This is a genomic window from Cytobacillus sp. Hm23 (genome assembly GCF_051842895.1).
Classification (GTDB): Bacteria; Bacillota; Bacilli; order Bacillales; family SM2101; genus Nanhaiella.
Genome location: NZ_JBPXRQ010000039.1, coordinates 30,665 through 47,903, shown reverse-complemented (window position 1 = coordinate 47,903; position 17,239 = coordinate 30,665). Strand labels below are relative to the sequence as shown.

The 17,239-nt window shown below is 32.9% G+C and carries 23 protein-coding genes; 11 read left to right on the top strand and 12 right to left on the bottom strand.

Features of this window, described 5'->3' with window-relative positions; translation table 11 throughout:
* Positions 1-152 precede the first annotated feature (152 nt).
* Positions 153-389, bottom strand: a complete 237-nt coding sequence (locus tag ACSVDA_RS19615) for a hypothetical protein (RefSeq protein WP_485885403.1) — start codon at positions 387-389, stop codon at positions 153-155.
* Positions 390-895: 506 nt separating this feature from the next.
* Between ACSVDA_RS19615 and ACSVDA_RS19610 the strand changes: the two genes are divergently transcribed.
* Together ACSVDA_RS19610 and bshB2 are read left to right on the top strand one after the other, a co-directional pair.
* Positions 896-1,246 carry a YojF family protein gene (locus ACSVDA_RS19610; protein ID WP_485885401.1) on the top strand — a complete coding sequence of 117 codons (351 nt, stop codon included), beginning with the start codon at positions 896-898 and terminating at the stop codon, positions 1,244-1,246.
* 14 nt (positions 1,247-1,260) lie between these two features.
* Positions 1,261-1,926 (top strand): bacillithiol biosynthesis deacetylase BshB2, encoded by a 666-nt coding sequence (bshB2, locus tag ACSVDA_RS19605; protein ID WP_485885399.1) that lies wholly within the window; start codon positions 1,261-1,263, stop codon positions 1,924-1,926.
* Positions 1,927-2,064: 138 nt separating this feature from the next.
* Here bshB2 and ACSVDA_RS19600 read toward each other — a convergent pair whose 3' ends face one another.
* On the bottom strand, positions 2,065-2,274 hold the full coding sequence (locus ACSVDA_RS19600; RefSeq protein WP_485885397.1) for a hypothetical protein: 210 nt from the start codon (positions 2,272-2,274) through the stop codon (positions 2,065-2,067).
* A 232-nt stretch (positions 2,275-2,506) separates the two neighbouring features.
* On the opposite strand from ACSVDA_RS19600, the gene ACSVDA_RS19595 reads away from it, so the two are divergent.
* Entirely contained in the window at positions 2,507-3,103 is a 597-nt protein-coding gene (locus tag ACSVDA_RS19595; protein ID WP_485885395.1) for a hypothetical protein, read from the top strand.
* 216 nt (positions 3,104-3,319) lie between these two features.
* On the opposite strand, the gene cspD is transcribed toward ACSVDA_RS19595, so the two are convergent.
* The gene (cspD, locus tag ACSVDA_RS19590; protein ID WP_485885393.1) at positions 3,320-3,520 is read right to left on the bottom strand and encodes a cold-shock protein CspD; all 201 of its coding nucleotides are present in this window, start codon (positions 3,518-3,520) and stop codon (positions 3,320-3,322) included.
* A gap of 240 nt (positions 3,521-3,760) precedes the next feature.
* Between cspD and ACSVDA_RS19585 the strand changes: the two genes are divergently transcribed.
* From ACSVDA_RS19585 to ACSVDA_RS19565, 5 genes are all read left to right on the top strand, one after another.
* Complete coding sequence (locus ACSVDA_RS19585) at positions 3,761-4,831, top strand: undecaprenyldiphospho-muramoylpentapeptide beta-N-acetylglucosaminyltransferase (RefSeq protein ID WP_485885391.1); 1,071 nt, start codon at positions 3,761-3,763, stop codon at positions 4,829-4,831.
* Positions 4,832-5,041: 210 nt separating this feature from the next.
* Positions 5,042-5,860, top strand: coding sequence for a VanW family protein (locus ACSVDA_RS19580; protein ID WP_485885407.1), 819 nt, complete (start codon positions 5,042-5,044; stop codon positions 5,858-5,860).
* Between the two features lie 179 nt (positions 5,861-6,039).
* The gene (locus ACSVDA_RS19575) at positions 6,040-6,663 is read left to right on the top strand and encodes a hypothetical protein (RefSeq protein WP_485885389.1); all 624 of its coding nucleotides are present in this window, start codon (positions 6,040-6,042) and stop codon (positions 6,661-6,663) included.
* Between the two features lie 315 nt (positions 6,664-6,978).
* Positions 6,979-7,530 (top strand): GNAT family N-acetyltransferase, encoded by a 552-nt coding sequence (locus ACSVDA_RS19570; RefSeq protein WP_485885387.1) that lies wholly within the window; start codon positions 6,979-6,981, stop codon positions 7,528-7,530.
* Positions 7,531-7,760: 230 nt separating this feature from the next.
* Complete coding sequence (locus ACSVDA_RS19565; protein ID WP_485885385.1) at positions 7,761-7,904, top strand: hypothetical protein; 144 nt, start codon at positions 7,761-7,763, stop codon at positions 7,902-7,904.
* A 663-nt stretch (positions 7,905-8,567) separates the two neighbouring features.
* Here ACSVDA_RS19565 and ACSVDA_RS19560 read toward each other — a convergent pair.
* The 3 genes from ACSVDA_RS19560 to ACSVDA_RS19550 all read right to left on the bottom strand — a co-directional run bounded on the left by ACSVDA_RS19560 (position 8,568) and on the right by ACSVDA_RS19550 (position 10,211).
* Positions 8,568-8,795 carry a hypothetical protein gene (locus tag ACSVDA_RS19560; protein ID WP_485885383.1) on the bottom strand — a complete coding sequence of 76 codons (228 nt, stop codon included), beginning with the start codon at positions 8,793-8,795 and terminating at the stop codon, positions 8,568-8,570.
* Between the two features lie 446 nt (positions 8,796-9,241).
* Positions 9,242-9,499 carry a hypothetical protein gene (locus tag ACSVDA_RS19555; protein WP_485885381.1) on the bottom strand — a complete coding sequence of 86 codons (258 nt, stop codon included), beginning with the start codon at positions 9,497-9,499 and terminating at the stop codon, positions 9,242-9,244.
* Positions 9,500-9,755: 256 nt separating this feature from the next.
* A complete protein-coding gene (locus ACSVDA_RS19550; protein WP_485885379.1) occupies positions 9,756-10,211 on the bottom strand; it encodes a hypothetical protein in 456 nt (151 codons plus the stop codon).
* Positions 10,212-10,905: 694 nt separating this feature from the next.
* On the opposite strand from ACSVDA_RS19550, the gene ACSVDA_RS19545 reads away from it, so the two are divergent.
* The gene (locus ACSVDA_RS19545; protein ID WP_485885377.1) at positions 10,906-11,151 is read left to right on the top strand and encodes a hypothetical protein; all 246 of its coding nucleotides are present in this window, start codon (positions 10,906-10,908) and stop codon (positions 11,149-11,151) included.
* 92 nt (positions 11,152-11,243) lie between these two features.
* On the opposite strand, the gene ACSVDA_RS19540 is transcribed toward ACSVDA_RS19545, so the two are convergent.
* From ACSVDA_RS19540 to ACSVDA_RS19525, 4 genes are all read right to left on the bottom strand, one after another.
* On the bottom strand, positions 11,244-11,396 hold the full coding sequence (locus tag ACSVDA_RS19540; protein ID WP_485885375.1) for a hypothetical protein: 153 nt from the start codon (positions 11,394-11,396) through the stop codon (positions 11,244-11,246).
* 205 nt (positions 11,397-11,601) lie between these two features.
* Entirely contained in the window at positions 11,602-12,429 is an 828-nt protein-coding gene (locus ACSVDA_RS19535) for a beta-propeller fold lactonase family protein (RefSeq protein WP_485885373.1), read from the bottom strand.
* A gap of 435 nt (positions 12,430-12,864) precedes the next feature.
* Positions 12,865-13,008, bottom strand: a complete 144-nt coding sequence (locus ACSVDA_RS19530; protein WP_485885371.1) for a hypothetical protein — start codon at positions 13,006-13,008, stop codon at positions 12,865-12,867.
* Positions 13,009-13,500: 492 nt separating this feature from the next.
* A complete protein-coding gene (locus tag ACSVDA_RS19525) occupies positions 13,501-14,346 on the bottom strand; it encodes a hypothetical protein (RefSeq protein WP_485885369.1) in 846 nt (281 codons plus the stop codon).
* A 690-nt stretch (positions 14,347-15,036) separates the two neighbouring features.
* Between ACSVDA_RS19525 and ACSVDA_RS19520 the strand changes: the two genes are divergently transcribed.
* Positions 15,037-15,468 (top strand): hypothetical protein, encoded by a 432-nt coding sequence (locus ACSVDA_RS19520; RefSeq protein ID WP_485885367.1) that lies wholly within the window; start codon positions 15,037-15,039, stop codon positions 15,466-15,468.
* A 590-nt stretch (positions 15,469-16,058) separates the two neighbouring features.
* A complete protein-coding gene (locus tag ACSVDA_RS19515; protein WP_485885365.1) occupies positions 16,059-16,709 on the top strand; it encodes a peptidase inhibitor family I36 protein in 651 nt (216 codons plus the stop codon).
* Here ACSVDA_RS19515 and ACSVDA_RS19510 read toward each other — a convergent pair.
* Both ACSVDA_RS19510 and ACSVDA_RS19505 read right to left on the bottom strand, forming a co-directional pair.
* Positions 16,663-16,860, bottom strand: coding sequence for a transposase (locus ACSVDA_RS19510; protein WP_485885405.1), 198 nt, complete (start codon positions 16,858-16,860; stop codon positions 16,663-16,665). The two genes, ACSVDA_RS19515 and ACSVDA_RS19510, sit on opposite strands and share 47 nt — an antisense overlap.
* Positions 16,861-16,946: 86 nt before the next feature.
* Positions 16,947-17,231, bottom strand: coding sequence for a hypothetical protein (locus ACSVDA_RS19505; RefSeq protein WP_485885363.1), 285 nt, complete (start codon positions 17,229-17,231; stop codon positions 16,947-16,949).
* Between the last annotated feature and the right edge of the window lie 8 nt (positions 17,232-17,239).

Here is a 17,239-nt window from a genome sequence, read left to right as displayed (position 1 = left end):
TTTATTTTATCAGAAGTAGTCCTTATTTTAATTCAAAAATAATCAAAGCCGGTGAAATTTTACTCGTCGTAAAATTTCACCGGCTTTTTCATATCAGAGTTGGGTTTTGTCCCAGCCTCGATGAATTCAACTGAGAGTTGAAAACAAAGTAATTACCAGAAAAATGCGAATGCGAGTGCTGTTATTGCAACTATACCGACTATCGCAACAGCTGCAACTGCAGCAGCTCCACCGAACCCACCGTATCCACCATATCCTCCAACATACCCTAGACCATACCCGCCAAAACGTCTCGGTCCCGGGCCCATTGGTCTAATATATACGTGTGAGGGTGTTACACTGTCTACAATACCTCGATGAACTCCTCCACCTCTTAAACGAACTTCCACAGGTCTTCCTCTATATGAACAACATCTGTTGTATATATGTTGACACATATTGTTTGAATCTCCCCTCTATTGAATTTATTTATGATGTAAGGCTTACTAGTTGTTTCAATCCAGTGAATATACTATAGTTTATGTAATGATTTCATTTTTTGCGTGGGACTAACGTTGAGGGCTATCGTGGAGTTTATTTGAAAGGCTCTTTTCGTAAACATTGTTGCTATTGTTATCAAATTAGTACTATAAAAAAAAACGGTTTTATATTGTTAGTCATTGTTTTACAGAAGTAAAGGTGCCACGATCTATATTTGTGCACGTGTTTACTCTTAATACGAAAAACAACAATAATGCGAAAACAGCCATTTGAAATGTACAATAAATTCGAAAATTCTTGTTCCAAACGTGCCTTTCATTAGTTAATTTATTTTTATACACACGAAATTAATTGATAGTCCCATGTATTTAAATGTTTCTTTATCACTATTACATTTTTATTGGAGTGAGATACTATGAAGCCAATTGAAAAGGAGAATGTCCAAGAGGTTCTCGATAAACTCTTGAACGAAAAGTTATTCGTACATTTAGAAACAACTACTGGTGCCTATGCTAATCATTTTGATGAAAAAAATATGACAGTTGCCGCTTTTATAAGAAACGTGCCAATTTGTTTCTCACAAGCAAAAATTACAGGCCTCGGACCGTATCGTATAGGACTAAAAATAGAAAAAGGCTGGGTTTATGCTGAAGGAATTACTGATTGGGAGATTAATGACCAATTCCAAGTATTGCTTGCTGGGCATGATAAGGAAGGTCGTTTAGCGATATCATTACAGCTTAGTAAACAACCATTTAATGAGTAAGGAGGTAGAAAGAGATGGAACGACACGTACTTGTAGTATTACCACATCCAGATGACGAAGCTTTTGGTGTGGGTGGCTTAATAGCACAATATTCTAAAAAAGGAATTCCTGTTACATATGCTTGCGCTACACTAGGAGAAATGGGTAGGAACATGGGGAGTCCGCCAATCGCAAATAGAGAGTCGCTCCGAATGTTAAGAAAAACTGAACTACAAGAAGCTTGTTCAGTACTAGGAATTAACGATTTGCGTATGTTAGGATTTAGGGATAAAACGCTAGAATTCGAAGATGAGGCAAAACTAGTTAATAGTATAAAAGCTGTGATAGATGATGTGAACCCGTCAATGATCATTACCCACTATCCTGGTCATGGTGTTCATCCTGACCATGATGCATGTGGTTTAGCTACAGTTAAAGCTGCAAAAAAAATAAAGGGTGACAATAGACCGAGAGTATTAGGTCATGCAATATCAAAAAATCGTTTTGAGGTACTTGGCAACCCAACTTTCACTGCCGATGTAAATGACGTATTTGATATTAAAGTAAATGCCTTGAAGGCCCACCGTACACAAACAGAAGGTATGATCAAAAGGTATAATGAAACGAAAGAAAAAAAAGAAGAATTCAAAAAATGGTTCGGTACTGAATTATTTTGGGACATAGACGTTAATAAATTTTAGTAGTAACAAACTCGGCTCAACTAGCCGAGTTTTTATGTTATTCAGTCGAATAATATTTTGTGATGTCTTTTAGTACTTTATTTAGTATTGAGCAGAACTTAAGATATGCTCTTAATGTTTGGAAGCTTACTAATTATTTTAGGCTGTATCCTCTTCAGATTCTCTACCATCGTCAAGTAATAATGCCCCATTACGAATTAATGATTGGAATAAATCAAGCGGAAAAACACCGCCATATTTTGCATTCTCCATTTCAATTCTTACATTAGAAGAATTAATTTTTACAACTTTTAATTTTTTTGAATTATAGAAATTGGGAACAAACTTTGTCGTAATTTCAAATTGCATATTTTCTTTTAGCTCCATCATAGTCACCTTTGTATTAGTATCGTGTTTTATACAATATAAATTTTTCCTGTTATTGATTACATTAACCAATTTTTTTCTTTTTATTCAGCGAGTATATAAAATAATTTTGAAAATATCCTTCCACCTAATAAAAACCAGAGAAATTAGGTAGTAGCGAAAAAGGGGCGAACGCATACACTAAATACGAGATATAGGAGGAGGTAGAAACCAAATGTACTATCAGCCTGGAGGCAATTATTACACGCAACAAACAAACCTTCAGTTACCGGACAGAATGAATAGGGTAAGAACGCCAATGCAAATGTATGTACAACAAGTGATACAAAACTGGAACGATGGTCCAAAAAATCAAGTTTTGAAGTTCATGAAAAAATATGGCCTTCCAGATGAGGCAACACCAAGAATGATGATTTGGTATAACAATGAACCATGGAAACGCACAGTAATATATAAAGAAACCGTACTGCACAATTTTCCTAAAAAACATGTTGATTTCATTGAACAAACCATTTCATATAGAGTACCGATACATTTATACGATAATATCGCAAGATTTGATGGGAGTATCATATTAGATCGCACAAAAGGTGAAGTGACAGCGAGGTGTGATAATGAGGCGATGAATTATGCTGCGTTAAATATTATGCATGAAATTGTCACAAGAAAGCGTACTGAGCAAGAAGCAAGGGATTATTTAGCTAAGACAGTGAAGGAATATGAAAACAACGAGCCAACACCTTATACGGAAGGTTTTTTATTTAAGTTACCAACAAAGAAGACAGCTGATCCTGATAAAGCTGTATTGTGAACATAATGCCTGCAACAATTGTAGGCATTATTCCATTGTTTAAGGTTGTTTTCGCATTGATAAGGTAAAAAACGCGAAGATATTTAAATTACCAAAACACGAAAATGTAAAAGAAGTTTGTTTTGGAGATTTTTAAAAAAGTCTTTATTAAAGTTCACAAGATTGTAAATGTAAAAAACCGCCTAAAGTATTAGACGGTTTAATACATGTTAGAGCTTAAAATTTTTGAACGTTTGAAGCTTGAGGGCCACGGTTACCTTCTTCGATATCGAAAGAAACTTCTTGACCTTCTTCTAGTGTTTTGAATCCTTCACCTTGAATTGCAGAAAAGTGTACGAATACGTCGTCTCCGCCTTCAACTTCGATAAATCCAAAACCTTTTTCTGAATTAAACCACTTAACTTTACCTTGTGCCATTTTTTCCTCCTGTGTGGATATCTTCCACTATGTAATGCTTATTCTTACTCCTATTGCTCTATAATATGAACTACATTCATAAAAAGTTTTAGGAATAACAATAATTAAAATAAGTATATCATTTTTTATAACAATTTCAATATGGTTTTTTAAGTTTATTCTTCCACAAGAGTAAGTCGATATGGTAACATTTGTTTATGATTTGACATCATGATAAGCAAATAATGAGGGTGAATAAAAATGACGAATAGAATTTTGTTTACAGGAGGAGGATCAGCAGGGCATGTAACAGTAAACCTGGCACTGATTCCTTATTTTATAAAAGAAGGTTGGGAAATTGATTATATCGGTTCAATTAATGGGATTGAAAAAGAACTTACTGATAGTATTCGGGAAGTAAATTATCATAGCATCTCAACAGGAAAGTTGCGTCGTTACTTTGATTGGAATAATCTTAAAGACCCTTTCAAAGTCGTAAAGGGAGTATTTCAAGCTTATTCAATAATAAAAAGAAGGAAACCTAATGTCGTCTTTTCAAAAGGTGGTTTTGTTTCCGTGCCTGTTATTATTGGTGCAAAACTAAACAAAGTACCTATAATCACTCATGAATCAGATTTAACACCAGGCTTAGCAAACAAACTTTCACTCCCCTTTACAACAAAGGTATGTACGACATTTCCAGAAACAAGGGATCATTTACCTACGCATAAGGTTGAACACGTTGGAGCGATTGTTCGTAAAGAAATATTTGAAGGTAATCCTGTCCAAGGAAGGATAATCACGGGCTTTACGAAAAATAAACCTACACTGTTAGTTGTGGGTGGAAGTCTTGGTTCTAGGCGAATTAATGAAGTTGTAAGAGCAAGTCTTGACAAACTGTTACCACAATTTCAAATCGTACATATTTGTGGAAAGGGACAAGTAGATAAGTTGAAAAATGATCGTTCCTACAAGCAGTTTGAATATGTGAAAGAAGAATTACCTGATCTTTTATCGATGGCTGACATCGTTATATCAAGAGCAGGTTCAAATGTTATTTTTGAACTACTAGCATTGAAAAAGCCAATGCTGCTTATTCCATTAACAAAGGAAGCAAGTCGAGGGGATCAATTGTTAAATGCCAAATCATTTGAAGACCAAGGCTTTAGTAAAGTTCTTTTTGAAGAAAATCTTTCAAGTGAAACATTACAAGCTGCAATAAAAAACGTTTATAAAGATCGACATCAATATATAGCAAAGATGGAAAGATCAAATAATGTTAACTCAATTGAAAGAGTTATCAACCTTATAAAGGAGAACATGAAGAAATAAATTAATTGTGGGTTATCTTATTAGGAGCTTAACAAGCATATTCTCGTGATCGTGGCAAATGTTGTGCTATTTAGAAGATAATAATTTCATTAAGAGCTAGCTAATCCAATTAATTTATTTAAACAATAGTTGAGAAAAATTATTTACAAAAGAAAGAACTTATCAAAGGCTCCGGTTGTATTTATTTCATAGTGGGGGAATGAAGTGAATATGAAACAACCCGTTCAGCGTTCAGAATTGAGAACAAGCTTAGGTAAGGTATATTATATTTCTAAGCGCTATTTAAAGTGGTATTTTAATGATACAAGTTTTGCAAATGAAAAAGACAATGGTAAGCTTCCTGTTATTATATATAAACATCAAACACCACTGTTACGCAAGTTGAAAAATGTTGATATGTGGCTACAACAAAATAAAGTTCACAACATTCGTTTGGCTATAAAAAATGTAAACGGTATCGTTGTAAAACCTGGTGAAACATTTTCATATTGGAAATTAATAGGGAAACCTACTAAGGGTAAGGGGTATGTTAATGGGATGGTTTTGTCTCATGGCACGTATAAAGTAGGTATAGGTGGAGGGTTATGCCAATTGTCAAATTTAATCTACTGGATGACACTCTATACCCCATTAACTGTCATTGAGAGGCACCGTCATAGTTATGACGTTTTTCCAGATTCTAATAGGACACAACCATTCGGTAGTGGAGCTACTTGCTTTTTTAATTATATTGACTTACAAATAAGAAATGAAACAACACAAAACTATCAACTTCATTTATATTTAACTAAAGATTATTTAGTTGGTGAGTGGCGTTCGGAAAATGAGCCTGTACATTCATATAAAATTTATGAAAAGGACCATTTTATTACAATGTCCACTTTTGGCAAATACGTCAGACACAATTTATTACATAGGAAAGTTTACAATAAGAATGGAGAAGTTTATAAAGACGAATATATTACTGAAAACCATGCTATTATGATGTATGAGCCGTTAGTAGAACAAGGGAAGGACAAAGATGATTAAACTAGGACCTTTTCATATACGTTGTTGCTATAATTCCAAAACTAATAGAGAAAAATGTCGTTTTACAGAAGAGAAGATGCACGACGTCTAGTTGTAAAAGTGTTTATTTTTTCGTGCGAAAAAATAACACCAATGCAAAAACAGCCTTAAACTATAATGATATTCGGGGGAAATGTGCCATGTGGACAAGAATCCTACCTATAGTTGTATTATTCGTTTTAGTTGGTTGTAAAAATGACATACATTCAAAAGAGCAAGTAGAAATAACTAAACTTAAAGAACAAGTTGCTCTGTTGGAGGAGCGGCTAAATGAAAAAGTCAGTGCAGAACAAGTGTCTGACTTGATCGACTCTAAAGAAGAAGAAATCAAAATGGGAGTTAAAGATACGTACCTACTTGATAACCAAAAATTAGAGCAATTAGAGCATTTAATAACAAAACTTCCTAGTATTAAGATTATTACTGGGTTTATAACTGACTTGGACTCTGAAAATCTTGATAAATATATTACTATCGATCCTGTTAACTATTTAAGTGGAGAAAAAGCCATACAAGCCGCAATGGATGATGGGAATGTTTCTAGAGAGGAAGTCTTCTTACCAAATGGTTTTTATATACAAAATAAGCAAGTTGAGCAAATTAGTTATCGGCTTAGTTCAGATCTATTGCTATATATAGCTGACGGTATCGATAAAAACTACACTGAAGATCTTAACATGGTCATTGAACCATATGAGAGACTCTTTTACTTATATATAAATAATCATGAAGTCATCATGATAGAGGAGCAATATCTTCCTTAAACTTGAGGATTATATGAAAACGAGTGGTATAGAATACTTCTTTTCATGTTGTATGCTAGAAAATATGTATTTACACATTTGTAAAGATTTATACGATCAACTAGCTTTATACATACTTCTTTCCTTTGCATCAGAATTTACAAATTGAAGTAAATGATGAAAATAGATCATAATGATTTTACAAAAACCACCTATCCTATTCCAATTTATTTAAATAAAATATTCTTTTAAATACAATAAAATTATTATTTCAGAAATAAAGACATGATTATATCCATCAGTGATCGTATTTGTTTAAAGAGAGAGGGTAAACGAATGGATGAGAAATTTCCGATTATTGAAACAGATAGATTAATCTTAAGAAAAGTGACAAAAAATGATGCGAATGAAATGCTTGCATATTTATCAGATGAAGAAGTTGTGAAACATATGGGTTTAACACCATTTCAATCATTATCTGACGTTTGGGATGAGATAGAGTGGTATGATTCCATTATAGAAGAAGGCACAGGTATAAGGTGGGGAATCACTTTAAAAGGTAATAATAAGGTGATAGGAAGTTGTGGTTTTCTAAACATGAAATCTAAACATTTCAGAGCTGAAGTTGGATTTGAATTAAGCAAAGATTTCTGGGGGAAAGGTATAGCTAGTGAAGCGTTAGAGGGTGTTATTAATTATGGGTATCGTCATTTTCAGTTAGAAAGAATTGAGGCTTTAATAGAACCTGCAAATCTTCCATCACAAAAACTAGTAGAACGGCAAGGGTTTATTAGAGAAGGGTTGCTTAGAAGTTATGAGTATACGTGTGGTAAATTTGATGATTTATATATGTACTCAATATTAAAAACAGACGTGAGATCTTTATAAAGAATAAAAGCTATTTAATATGGTAACTTCCTTCTAGATGAAGGCGAAGGCTATTGGGATGATGAGTCTCATGAGAGAAAGATAGTTTCTAAAAGACTTACTAATATAAATTCTTATGATCAATGACGTATTACAATGTTATTGATCATTTTTATATTGAATTACTTATTTGAGTGTGTATACAATCATTTTTAGGAAGGGGGGAGTATATATGACATTCGAAAAGTAATGTGATTCAATTCCGTCCTAGGAGCAAACCAACGCGTTTAAAAGTAAAATCATCTGAAGAAATACTTGCCGAATCAAAGAGGCAGAGAATTGAAACGATGAAGACTGTTGAGAAGTATAAGAAAAATCATAATAAGAATGATTAAAAATTCTTATTATGATTTTTCTTATATAATACTATGGATTCCTCTGATTCCTCCCGCAAAATAATACTCCTTCAATTCTTCAAAGTCTGTACTCGGTTCATTCTTTGATATTCTAAATCTTATCCTCATTTATACAGTATCAACAGCCCAAACATTCACTTTAACAAAAGGCAGACCCGAAATAATATACTCCTAATAAAGATTTGTATCTCAACGTGTATCAAAACAATCATATTTTTCTACATGCTTCATGAGATTATTTTTTTATACATATAATCTTGATTAATACTTAGTAGTAACTCAGAATAATAAAGACATAAAAGCTGTTAACAAGATGTCAAATTACCTATGTCAAAGCATTTTATACTACAATCCTCAACTGTTATTTACGTTCAATTAGTTTTGTCGCCCAAGCCATAAAAGAAATGTTGCACAGAACAGAAAAACCCTCACTGTCCATAAGGTAAAGTGAGGGTTATAGTTATAAGGTTTTATCTGCAAAACTTTACATCTTTAATTAATATGGATGATAAAGAAGGGGAATTTCTGAATATGAAATAAATGTTGGTTTGAACAAGTTCTATAATTAACAGACGCTGTATTATAATTGCAACTCCAAATAACACAGAAAGAATCCAATCGATACTACTTGAGTTTGGATAACTAAGGTAGACTTTCACACACTATGCCGTCATTATCATTACCATCCAATTGATGTTGATCTTGATCAGGTCCACCAGAAGCTATAAAAAATAATTGTGCTTCATCTTGATTTTCAAAATCTCTACAATCACGATTATGTCCAGATGGATCAAATTTTAGATTAGCTGTAGTTTCTTCAATACCCACATTCTTATCAATATTTACAGCTAATTCTTCACTTTGAGACATACTATTATTAAACCCATATTCCTGAACATAGTTTTCTAAACTCCAAATTCCTACATTTGGTTTTTGAGCTTTACTTTGAATTCCATAAAACTGATCAACATATTTAATGTTTGCTGGATAAATATAAGCAACTGGGCTAACCCTTCCTCTAGTAACATTTCATTGAACATCTTCTTATGACACTGAAGTACCAAGTGAAGAGGTAAGTGATGAAGATACAGATGTTAACAAAGATGGAGAGGTTAATGAAAGTGATTTGAATGAAATTGTCGAAGCAATCTTAGGTGCTGAAGATGGTAACGCATAACTGACTTTGATTACCCTACTCTACTGGGTGGGGTTTTTATTAGTATTTATCTATACATATCTAATAAAAAAAGATAATTTCGTCTTAGAGTGTTCTTGCAACACTATCAATCACAATATACATTATGGTTACAAAACAATTATTTTACTATCCTCTTTAATTGGTTTTTGGGATTCCAATTATCAGGCTGCTTTCTTGCTTTAGAATACCAATTACATCCTTCTTCTATCCACTTTTTACGGTAGTCTTCAAATGAATATCCATCATTACCATCTGAATAACCGTATTGAAATCCACAAGAAGGACAAATTTCATATGATGGGTATTTATCCATTATATATGCTGGCTCTAATAACTCATCATATCCACCAACTGGGCATATATCTATTTTAATCACCTCTAAACACATTATTTACTAAGAATATAATAATAAAGATAAGATTTTCAAGGGTTATTTGAAATCGATAATTTAATCAACTTGACTTGGTAAACACAAGTGATAAAGTGGTTACTCGGTCTATTTTTTAGAAAATCTCACACATCTTTAAAGAAGTTAATATAATATACCGTACATTGAAATGAAGACATAATAGCAAAATCCCTTACTCAATGAGTAGGGATTTTTTGAGTTTACTGTAGTTGTAACAGAATTCTTATTTACTTTCGTCTCCTTTTTGAGAAGTGGTGACGTTGATGCATTGGCAAGTACTATCGAGTGTTGCCGCACCGTTTGTTCCTGCATCTAAAATTGAAAGACGGTACATATGACAGCCGATGGGTGGATGATCACAGACTGTGTTGTTTGGGGTTAATGTATGATTTCCACCTCTTTGATCAAACACTCTGTAACTACATAATGTAGTGGCGACTCCACCTGTTAATCGTTCGACTACATAATTCACATCAACAGGAGGGCTGCCTCCTACTTGTAAGTCAACCATCGTGTCAACCTTAGCAACCCAATTTTTTTCTGTAACGCTTATTGTATCAGTTGTTAAAATGAGAGGTATAAATGGTGTTGCCTGATTACCATCTGACAATGTTACATTGCCAAATTGACAATTGCAAAATATTTCGTTGTCTTTACCTTTGCAATTACAATTAGACATAATTTTTCATTCCTTTCAGTGGTATTGTTAGGTGATAATGCCACCTCTATTTAATTAGTAAATGCTCGTTTATGTATTCTTGTAACTGACAGGAGACCATGTAACATGTTCTTATTGAAAGAAATACGGGCAATTGTATATAGAAGTAGTAGAATTAATAGAAATTGAGTCGAATACGTCGTGTATTAAGGATAATTTCTCTAAATAATAGAAAATGGGCAAGTTATAGGGATGCTAGTCCAAGAAATAAATAGAGTTATGAATAATATGTACTACAAAAATTTATAGAGAGTAGTGATCATATGAATACCTATTTATTTGTAATGACTATGGTATGTTGGATGTGTATGATGATAATAATGCAAGAGCAGGGAATAATATCAACTGGAAATAGAGAATTCATTTCTTTAGAGGGCGGCAGTCCCAATACAATAATGATTGATCAAAATCAATTATTTTTATAATGAAACAAAATGATTATTTAGGTTACTAAGGGCTAGCACCAGTCCTTTTTTGTTTAAAAAAATTAATAACCTTCTTATAGATACTATCCATAGATATAAAGTAAAAACAATTATAGAAGGTGAAAATAATAATGAAAGAAAAAGATTGTAAATGTAGAGTCGTTCCACCACCACCACAAGGACAGCAGTGACAACCTGATAAACAGGGACAGCAAGGACTACAATGACCAATGGGTACACCTGGATTATCGGATCCTCAATCAGCATTTAAAGCTGAAAATAATATTGCTTCCCAAATTATAAATGGTACCGTATCTTTTAGGGTGAATTATCCTAGTGAAATATTTGATCTAAATAATGAGTGTGCTCCTGGTTCTTCGACGTTTACCCCAAGTCAATCTGGTGTTTACTCTATTTGTGCAAATGTACTATTTCTACCTGACGACACTGCTATAGACCATTCGACTAATATGTAAATTCTCGTTAATCTTTCTCGAGTAGCTCAAATTAGTAGTGCTTATATTGGTGGAATAATTGTGTAGCATCCTAGTAGCTTATGCACAATAGTTCAATTGCAAACTGGAGATAATGTAACAGTAACTTTTAGAAGTTCAGTAGATGGGAATATTCTGAATACAGATGAGGGAACAAACTTTGAAGCTGCAAGATTTCCATCTCCATAAGCTGATGTTTTAAACGTCAGTTTATTTTGAATATCCATGTTAAGCCTGTTCAATTAGCACGTGACTACTATTTCCTAAATTGATTACGTTATGTAAAATGATATTAGGGACTGGGAACGTTTGCCTAGTTCCATGGAAAATAAAAATATAAAATTTACACCAATGAGTATCACTTTCAATTGCAGTGACAAATGATATCGCAAATCTTGTATTTTAAGATGAATCTTCATATATTTGATTCGATCAATTAGGGGTGAATGATACGGCAAGTGATCTCTCACCAACCTGCACCGTTGCAATCACCTGGTGCGTTTTCACATCAATGACTGATACAGTGCCGTTATTTTGAGGAAATCCAATATTTACAACATAAGCCAATTTTCCATCTGGTGTGAAGGACACAGCATTTGAAGTCTCACCAATTGGAACAGTTGCAATCACGCTGTGAGTTTTCACATCAACGACCGATATGGTGCTATTATTTGGAGAAGGAAGTTCATTAAAGATATAAGCCAATTTTCCATTTGGTATAAATGACACACCAAATGAATTCTCACCAACTGGTATCGTTGCAATAACCCCGTGAGTTTTCACATCAACGACCGATACGGTGCCATTACCTAAAGGAGAAGTGTTATTTAAGATATAAGCCAATTTTCCATCTGGTGTGAAAGACACAGCAACTGAATCCTCACCAACCTGAACGGTTGCAATTACCTGGTGAGTTTTCACATCAACGACTGATACGGTACCATTACCTAAAGGAGAAGTACTATTTAAGATATAAGCCAATTTACCATCTGGCGTGAAGGACATACCAAATGGCTCCTCACCAACCGGAATCGTTGCAATCACGCTATGCGTTTTTATATCTATAACCGTTACCGATCCAAGATTTGGAGATCTATTATTTAGGACATAAGCCAATTTACCATCTGGCGTTATAGACAAATCTAATGAACTTTCACCAACCGGAATCGTTGCAATTACCTGGTGAGTTTTCACATCAATGACCGATACGGCACCATTACCAGAGGGAGAAGTGTTATTTAGGACATAAGCCAATACCATGAGAATCACCTTATTTATTTGATTTGTTACTTTAATATATGTGGGGTAGTTAAAAAATGAGATACCAAATTTAATAAATTGTATTCTTACAAACTCCTATAATCTGGAAAATCTAGATTTATCTTATGTATAACCAAGAAAACTGAAATTTGACCTATAGAAGGATATATAAGCTGCCTGAACCGTTCATGAAGGGATAAAAACTATTAGGGAGAAGTAGGTTGAATAAAACACTCTACTGTATTTTATGCTAGTCAGTTAGATTAATTAAAGCAACATAATAGAAAATTATCCAATAACTATTTTTTATGTTGAATACACTAACAACTTAGGAAGACATAAGGTGTATTACATGTCATGATGACATAGAGACTGCGGCTTTATTGCACAGCCTCATTTTTAATGTTTACATACCTTTTTGAAAAGTAGTTACATTTATGCACCTGCAAGTATAATAAGTGTTCCTCGTTGAGGAAGAGATGAGGCAAATAAACGATACTTATGGCATCCTATTTCTGGATCATCACAGACAGTATTGTAAGGGGTAAATGTATATTGCCCACTCCGATTTTCGCTCACAGTGTATTCAATATTTTTGTAGTATTCCCTGTAATACGTGCAATTTCATAATTTACAGACAAGGGGCTTGTCGCATCAGTTTGTATGACAAAAATTGAATCAATCTTTATCAGTAACCAATAGATTATCGGTTGTCAACGTTATTAAGCGTATTAGACCTTACATTTCTAATTGGCTTGGCAGGATTGCATGATGTAAGAATGATCTCTTTAATTTTAGATATAAGAATATAACCTTTTATTGTCAGGCAGTATCGTTTATTCTTTTCTATGAACTGTGTTTGTAATCAACAAGGGAAAAATGTAGCGCATCAGAGATTGTTGTTAAATATATAGAAAAAGATTGTAGGACATTTGAGCCACAAATATAAAAAAGGTGAGAAAATCAATTGCGTGATCGTCTGACCTTTTTCTTATTTTTCCTCCTATATGGCCCTGAGGAAAAAATAGTGGATCGATTTCTTTATTCATATTTTATTTGCACCAGAACTATTTATTCTTTGGTTTGAAAAGGCGTTTTTGGAGTAACCTTCATGCTTTTTAAACGCGGAAAACGTTCATCTGGGTTATTATCAAGTATCCACTCATGATGGGTCTCTGCAATCAAAGGGGTGTCATCGGCTGATATACCTTCCCAGTCAAAATCAACAGAAACATGTAGTGTTTGATCGGTATTTTCCCGTACAGAGAAATTTTTTGGATAGTGGGCACTACTTTTCACTTGTTGTTCAATTGATTCTAACCATTCCTTAAATTGATTGTTATTCACAATCTTTGAAGTCGAACTTAAATCTAATTCAAATTCATTAGCTAAAAGTTCATCAAATTTATTTTTATTAACATTTACTGTTTCTATTAAATATAACCAATAATGCATAAATGATTTTGCTCGATTTTCCCCATAAGCAGATGAAAATTGTGGATCCTCAATAGTTTCTATAGGCTCTATTTTAACTTTTGTGAACAGAGGGAGATCATTGTCTCTGAGCCTTAAGACAGTGGAATAATGAATTGTATAGCTATAGCGACTTTTATCGGGACGTATGTTTTGATAAAGTATATCTGCTTCTAATGACAAGTAATTGTTATCCAAACGATTTACTTGGGTATGATTAACATGATGAGCATTTTGCCACCCTTCATACATCATCAATCGTTCTTCTATATTTTCTTTCCCTGTAGAAGTCCCTGATTGTGCGGAGATTTCGATATCACTTGCTAAAATATCTAATTGATTATCAATACGGGCCTTATTAAAAGGCATCTCATACACCTGATACCATCGATAATATTGTGTTAAAGCTAAATGATTATCTTTTGTTTGAGAAAATGGATCCATTAATTGTAACTCCTTTTCAAATATTAGTTTTTTTGTATTTGGCAAGATGAATAATTTTGCTACCTTTATCCTTCCCTTTACAAGGTTCTATTATTATTGTGTAAGTTTGTCCTTTCCTATATTTACAACTAAAGATGACTCCGAAACTTACTTTGAGCTTTGAAATAACAAGCTTATATGTAAAAGGAGATTATGAGATTTCTATTTGTGTCTTTGTGACAGACAACATGTTAGATGAATTAGAACACGTAGAAAAAAGATGAACAATAATAAGAAATAGATTTCATAGGATTTTCCACAATCTGGCGTTTATTTGAAATATAGATAAGCCGTCTTATTTATTTTAGGGAGATACATTGTATTAAGGATTGTCTGAATGATAACAATTTAAAATAATTGATATTAAGTTATAAGGTAGTGATTATTAAACAATTGAAAATTATCCTTATTTAAAGAGGAGGACATTAAGAACTGCTGGATTTTGGGTATCAACTCCAATAGGTGATTTTTCCGGTAAAGTTACATACTTACGTAAATAAACATAGTATTGTATAAAGGCAATTCAGATCATACGTACTGGGTACATACTATTGATCGTAGGGAAAAAAACTGGTCTGTAACTACAGAGAAAAAATAGAAATGTAGGACGGGTCTGCTTTACTTCGTCCTCTGGAAAGAAGGAGATAACTAATGACAAAATTGTTTGCGTTTTTTTTCTTTATTCTATTAGTCGGTTGTTCTAAAGAACATTTACCTGAAAAAGATGTCGATATTTATGGTTACGACGCTGAAATTTTTTCATTTGTGAAGAGTAGTGATGTTCCATATAAAGAAAAGTTAAATCGACAATATATTCTTACAGTTAAAGATATTCAATTAGATGAGAATGTTTTTAATGATTTTTTGAAAACATATTATAATTCCTATGACCGTGACGATGATGGGTTGCGTGACTTTGAGATCACTAGTGAAACAAAAATTTACACTCAAACAGGAAATCAAAGAAATTTAGTTGATGCTTCTGAACTGACAATCGGAAGCAAAGTTAAAGTATGGATTTATGTTGCACCTGAAAATACACAATTTGTGGTAGCAGCTGAAGTTATTATAATGAGACCATAAGTTTTTAAAGCAACTCGAATTATTGGATACCTCTTTATGGTTTTCCATTTGTTTGTAGTCTTATTTAGCAATATGGTGCTAATCTGAATAAAGATTAGGTTTTTTTATTTAGGCCATATTGTTGAATAACAGGTTATTAATTAATTGTTTTGTAGTTTTTTAATTCTAGGAATCCTTCTTATTTGAGTCATTTTTTCAGCTTGCTTACCAAAATGAAAAATAATCAAATCTTTCCTAAAAGAAAATATATATGTTTTTATATCTCCTTTTTGGTACCACCTTAACTTAGCTTTTTTCTCCGCCTACCCCAATTTTATTACTTTATTATTTAACAATAGTAATAATAAGTTTTAACAATGAAATATAAATATATTTATGCTAAGTATCAAAAATTGTCGAATAATGAAGTTTTGATAGAGCTATTGTATATGAATGAAGTGTCAAGCCTCTTTTAGGGACTTTCCAATTGGATATGAAATATCGTAGCATATAAACAGCTTACATAAGTTAAATGAATTAGTTTAAGGAGTTAAGTTATTTTCAATTAAAATGAGAGCTACATGAATTTATGAATAAGGAGATGAAGAAAGATGATGAAAAAAGGAATTTTAAATCTATTATTAGCTTTTTCTATGGTTTTATTTCTAGGAGGATTTATGCAAGCAGAAGGGGCAGATCCAGGGTCAGAAGCAGCACCTTTGCCTGGAGTCTATCTCTATGAAGATTATGATTTTGAAGGAGATGTATTATATTTTTCATCTCCTGGAGAATATAATTTAGATGATGATTATGACTTTAATGATGTATTAAGCTCATTAAGAATTGTTGGTGACTACGCAGTAGTGCTTTATGAAGATGATGATTGGACAAATACCATGTCATATTTTGATAGTAGTGTAGATGATATCTCAGATTATAAAATAGACAATGATAATGCATCGTCTATCACGATTTACAAACTTCCTAAGAACGACGGAGGACTTCATTTATTTGAAGATTATGATTTTGAAGGAGACCATTATAGATTTGGTCCAGGTCTATATGATTTAAAAGATTTTGATTTCAATAATGAAGCTAGCTCTTTTTATATCAATGGTTCTTACAGAGTAACATTCTATCAAGATACTTTTTCAGGAGCAAGTGTCACTGTAAGAAGTGTGACATACTTAGAAGCGGAAGAATTAAAACATTTTATCATAGGAAATGACACGATAACCTCAATATGGGTAGAAGAACTGTAAGGTAATTAGTAAATAGGTCAGACTCATGGGCACTAGGGTCAATTTCTGCAAAAGCTACAGGTTTCTTAGGGTTATTATATCGTTCAATTTCTTCAATTTCGGAGATGATTGTGGCTGCAATCTTACCTTCTATTTCAGGAATTGAGCGAATAATATCATATTCTTCAAATTCTTTAGCTGTGACATCTATCTCTGCCTCTAACTGAGATAGGTGTTTTTTAATATTCTAAAAGAAGGTTAATATACATCTTTAAAAGTATCCAAATGACTGTCATATAACATTTGTGTATATGGGTTCTTTCTTGTGGCAGCCTTCAAACCCTCAGCTTTTTCTGCCCATGATTCAGTCCGATTTCTACATAATTGATGGATTTTATCTGCAATTTCACTTACATTCATTCCTTTTATGTCGTTAGGTGTAGTAAAAGCAAGTAGGGTATTTAAAGAAACCTTTGAAAATAAGTCTCCAAATACTCCTTTATATTCAGGGAAAACCTGATCTAAGATCGTATGAAATTGCAATTTGGTCT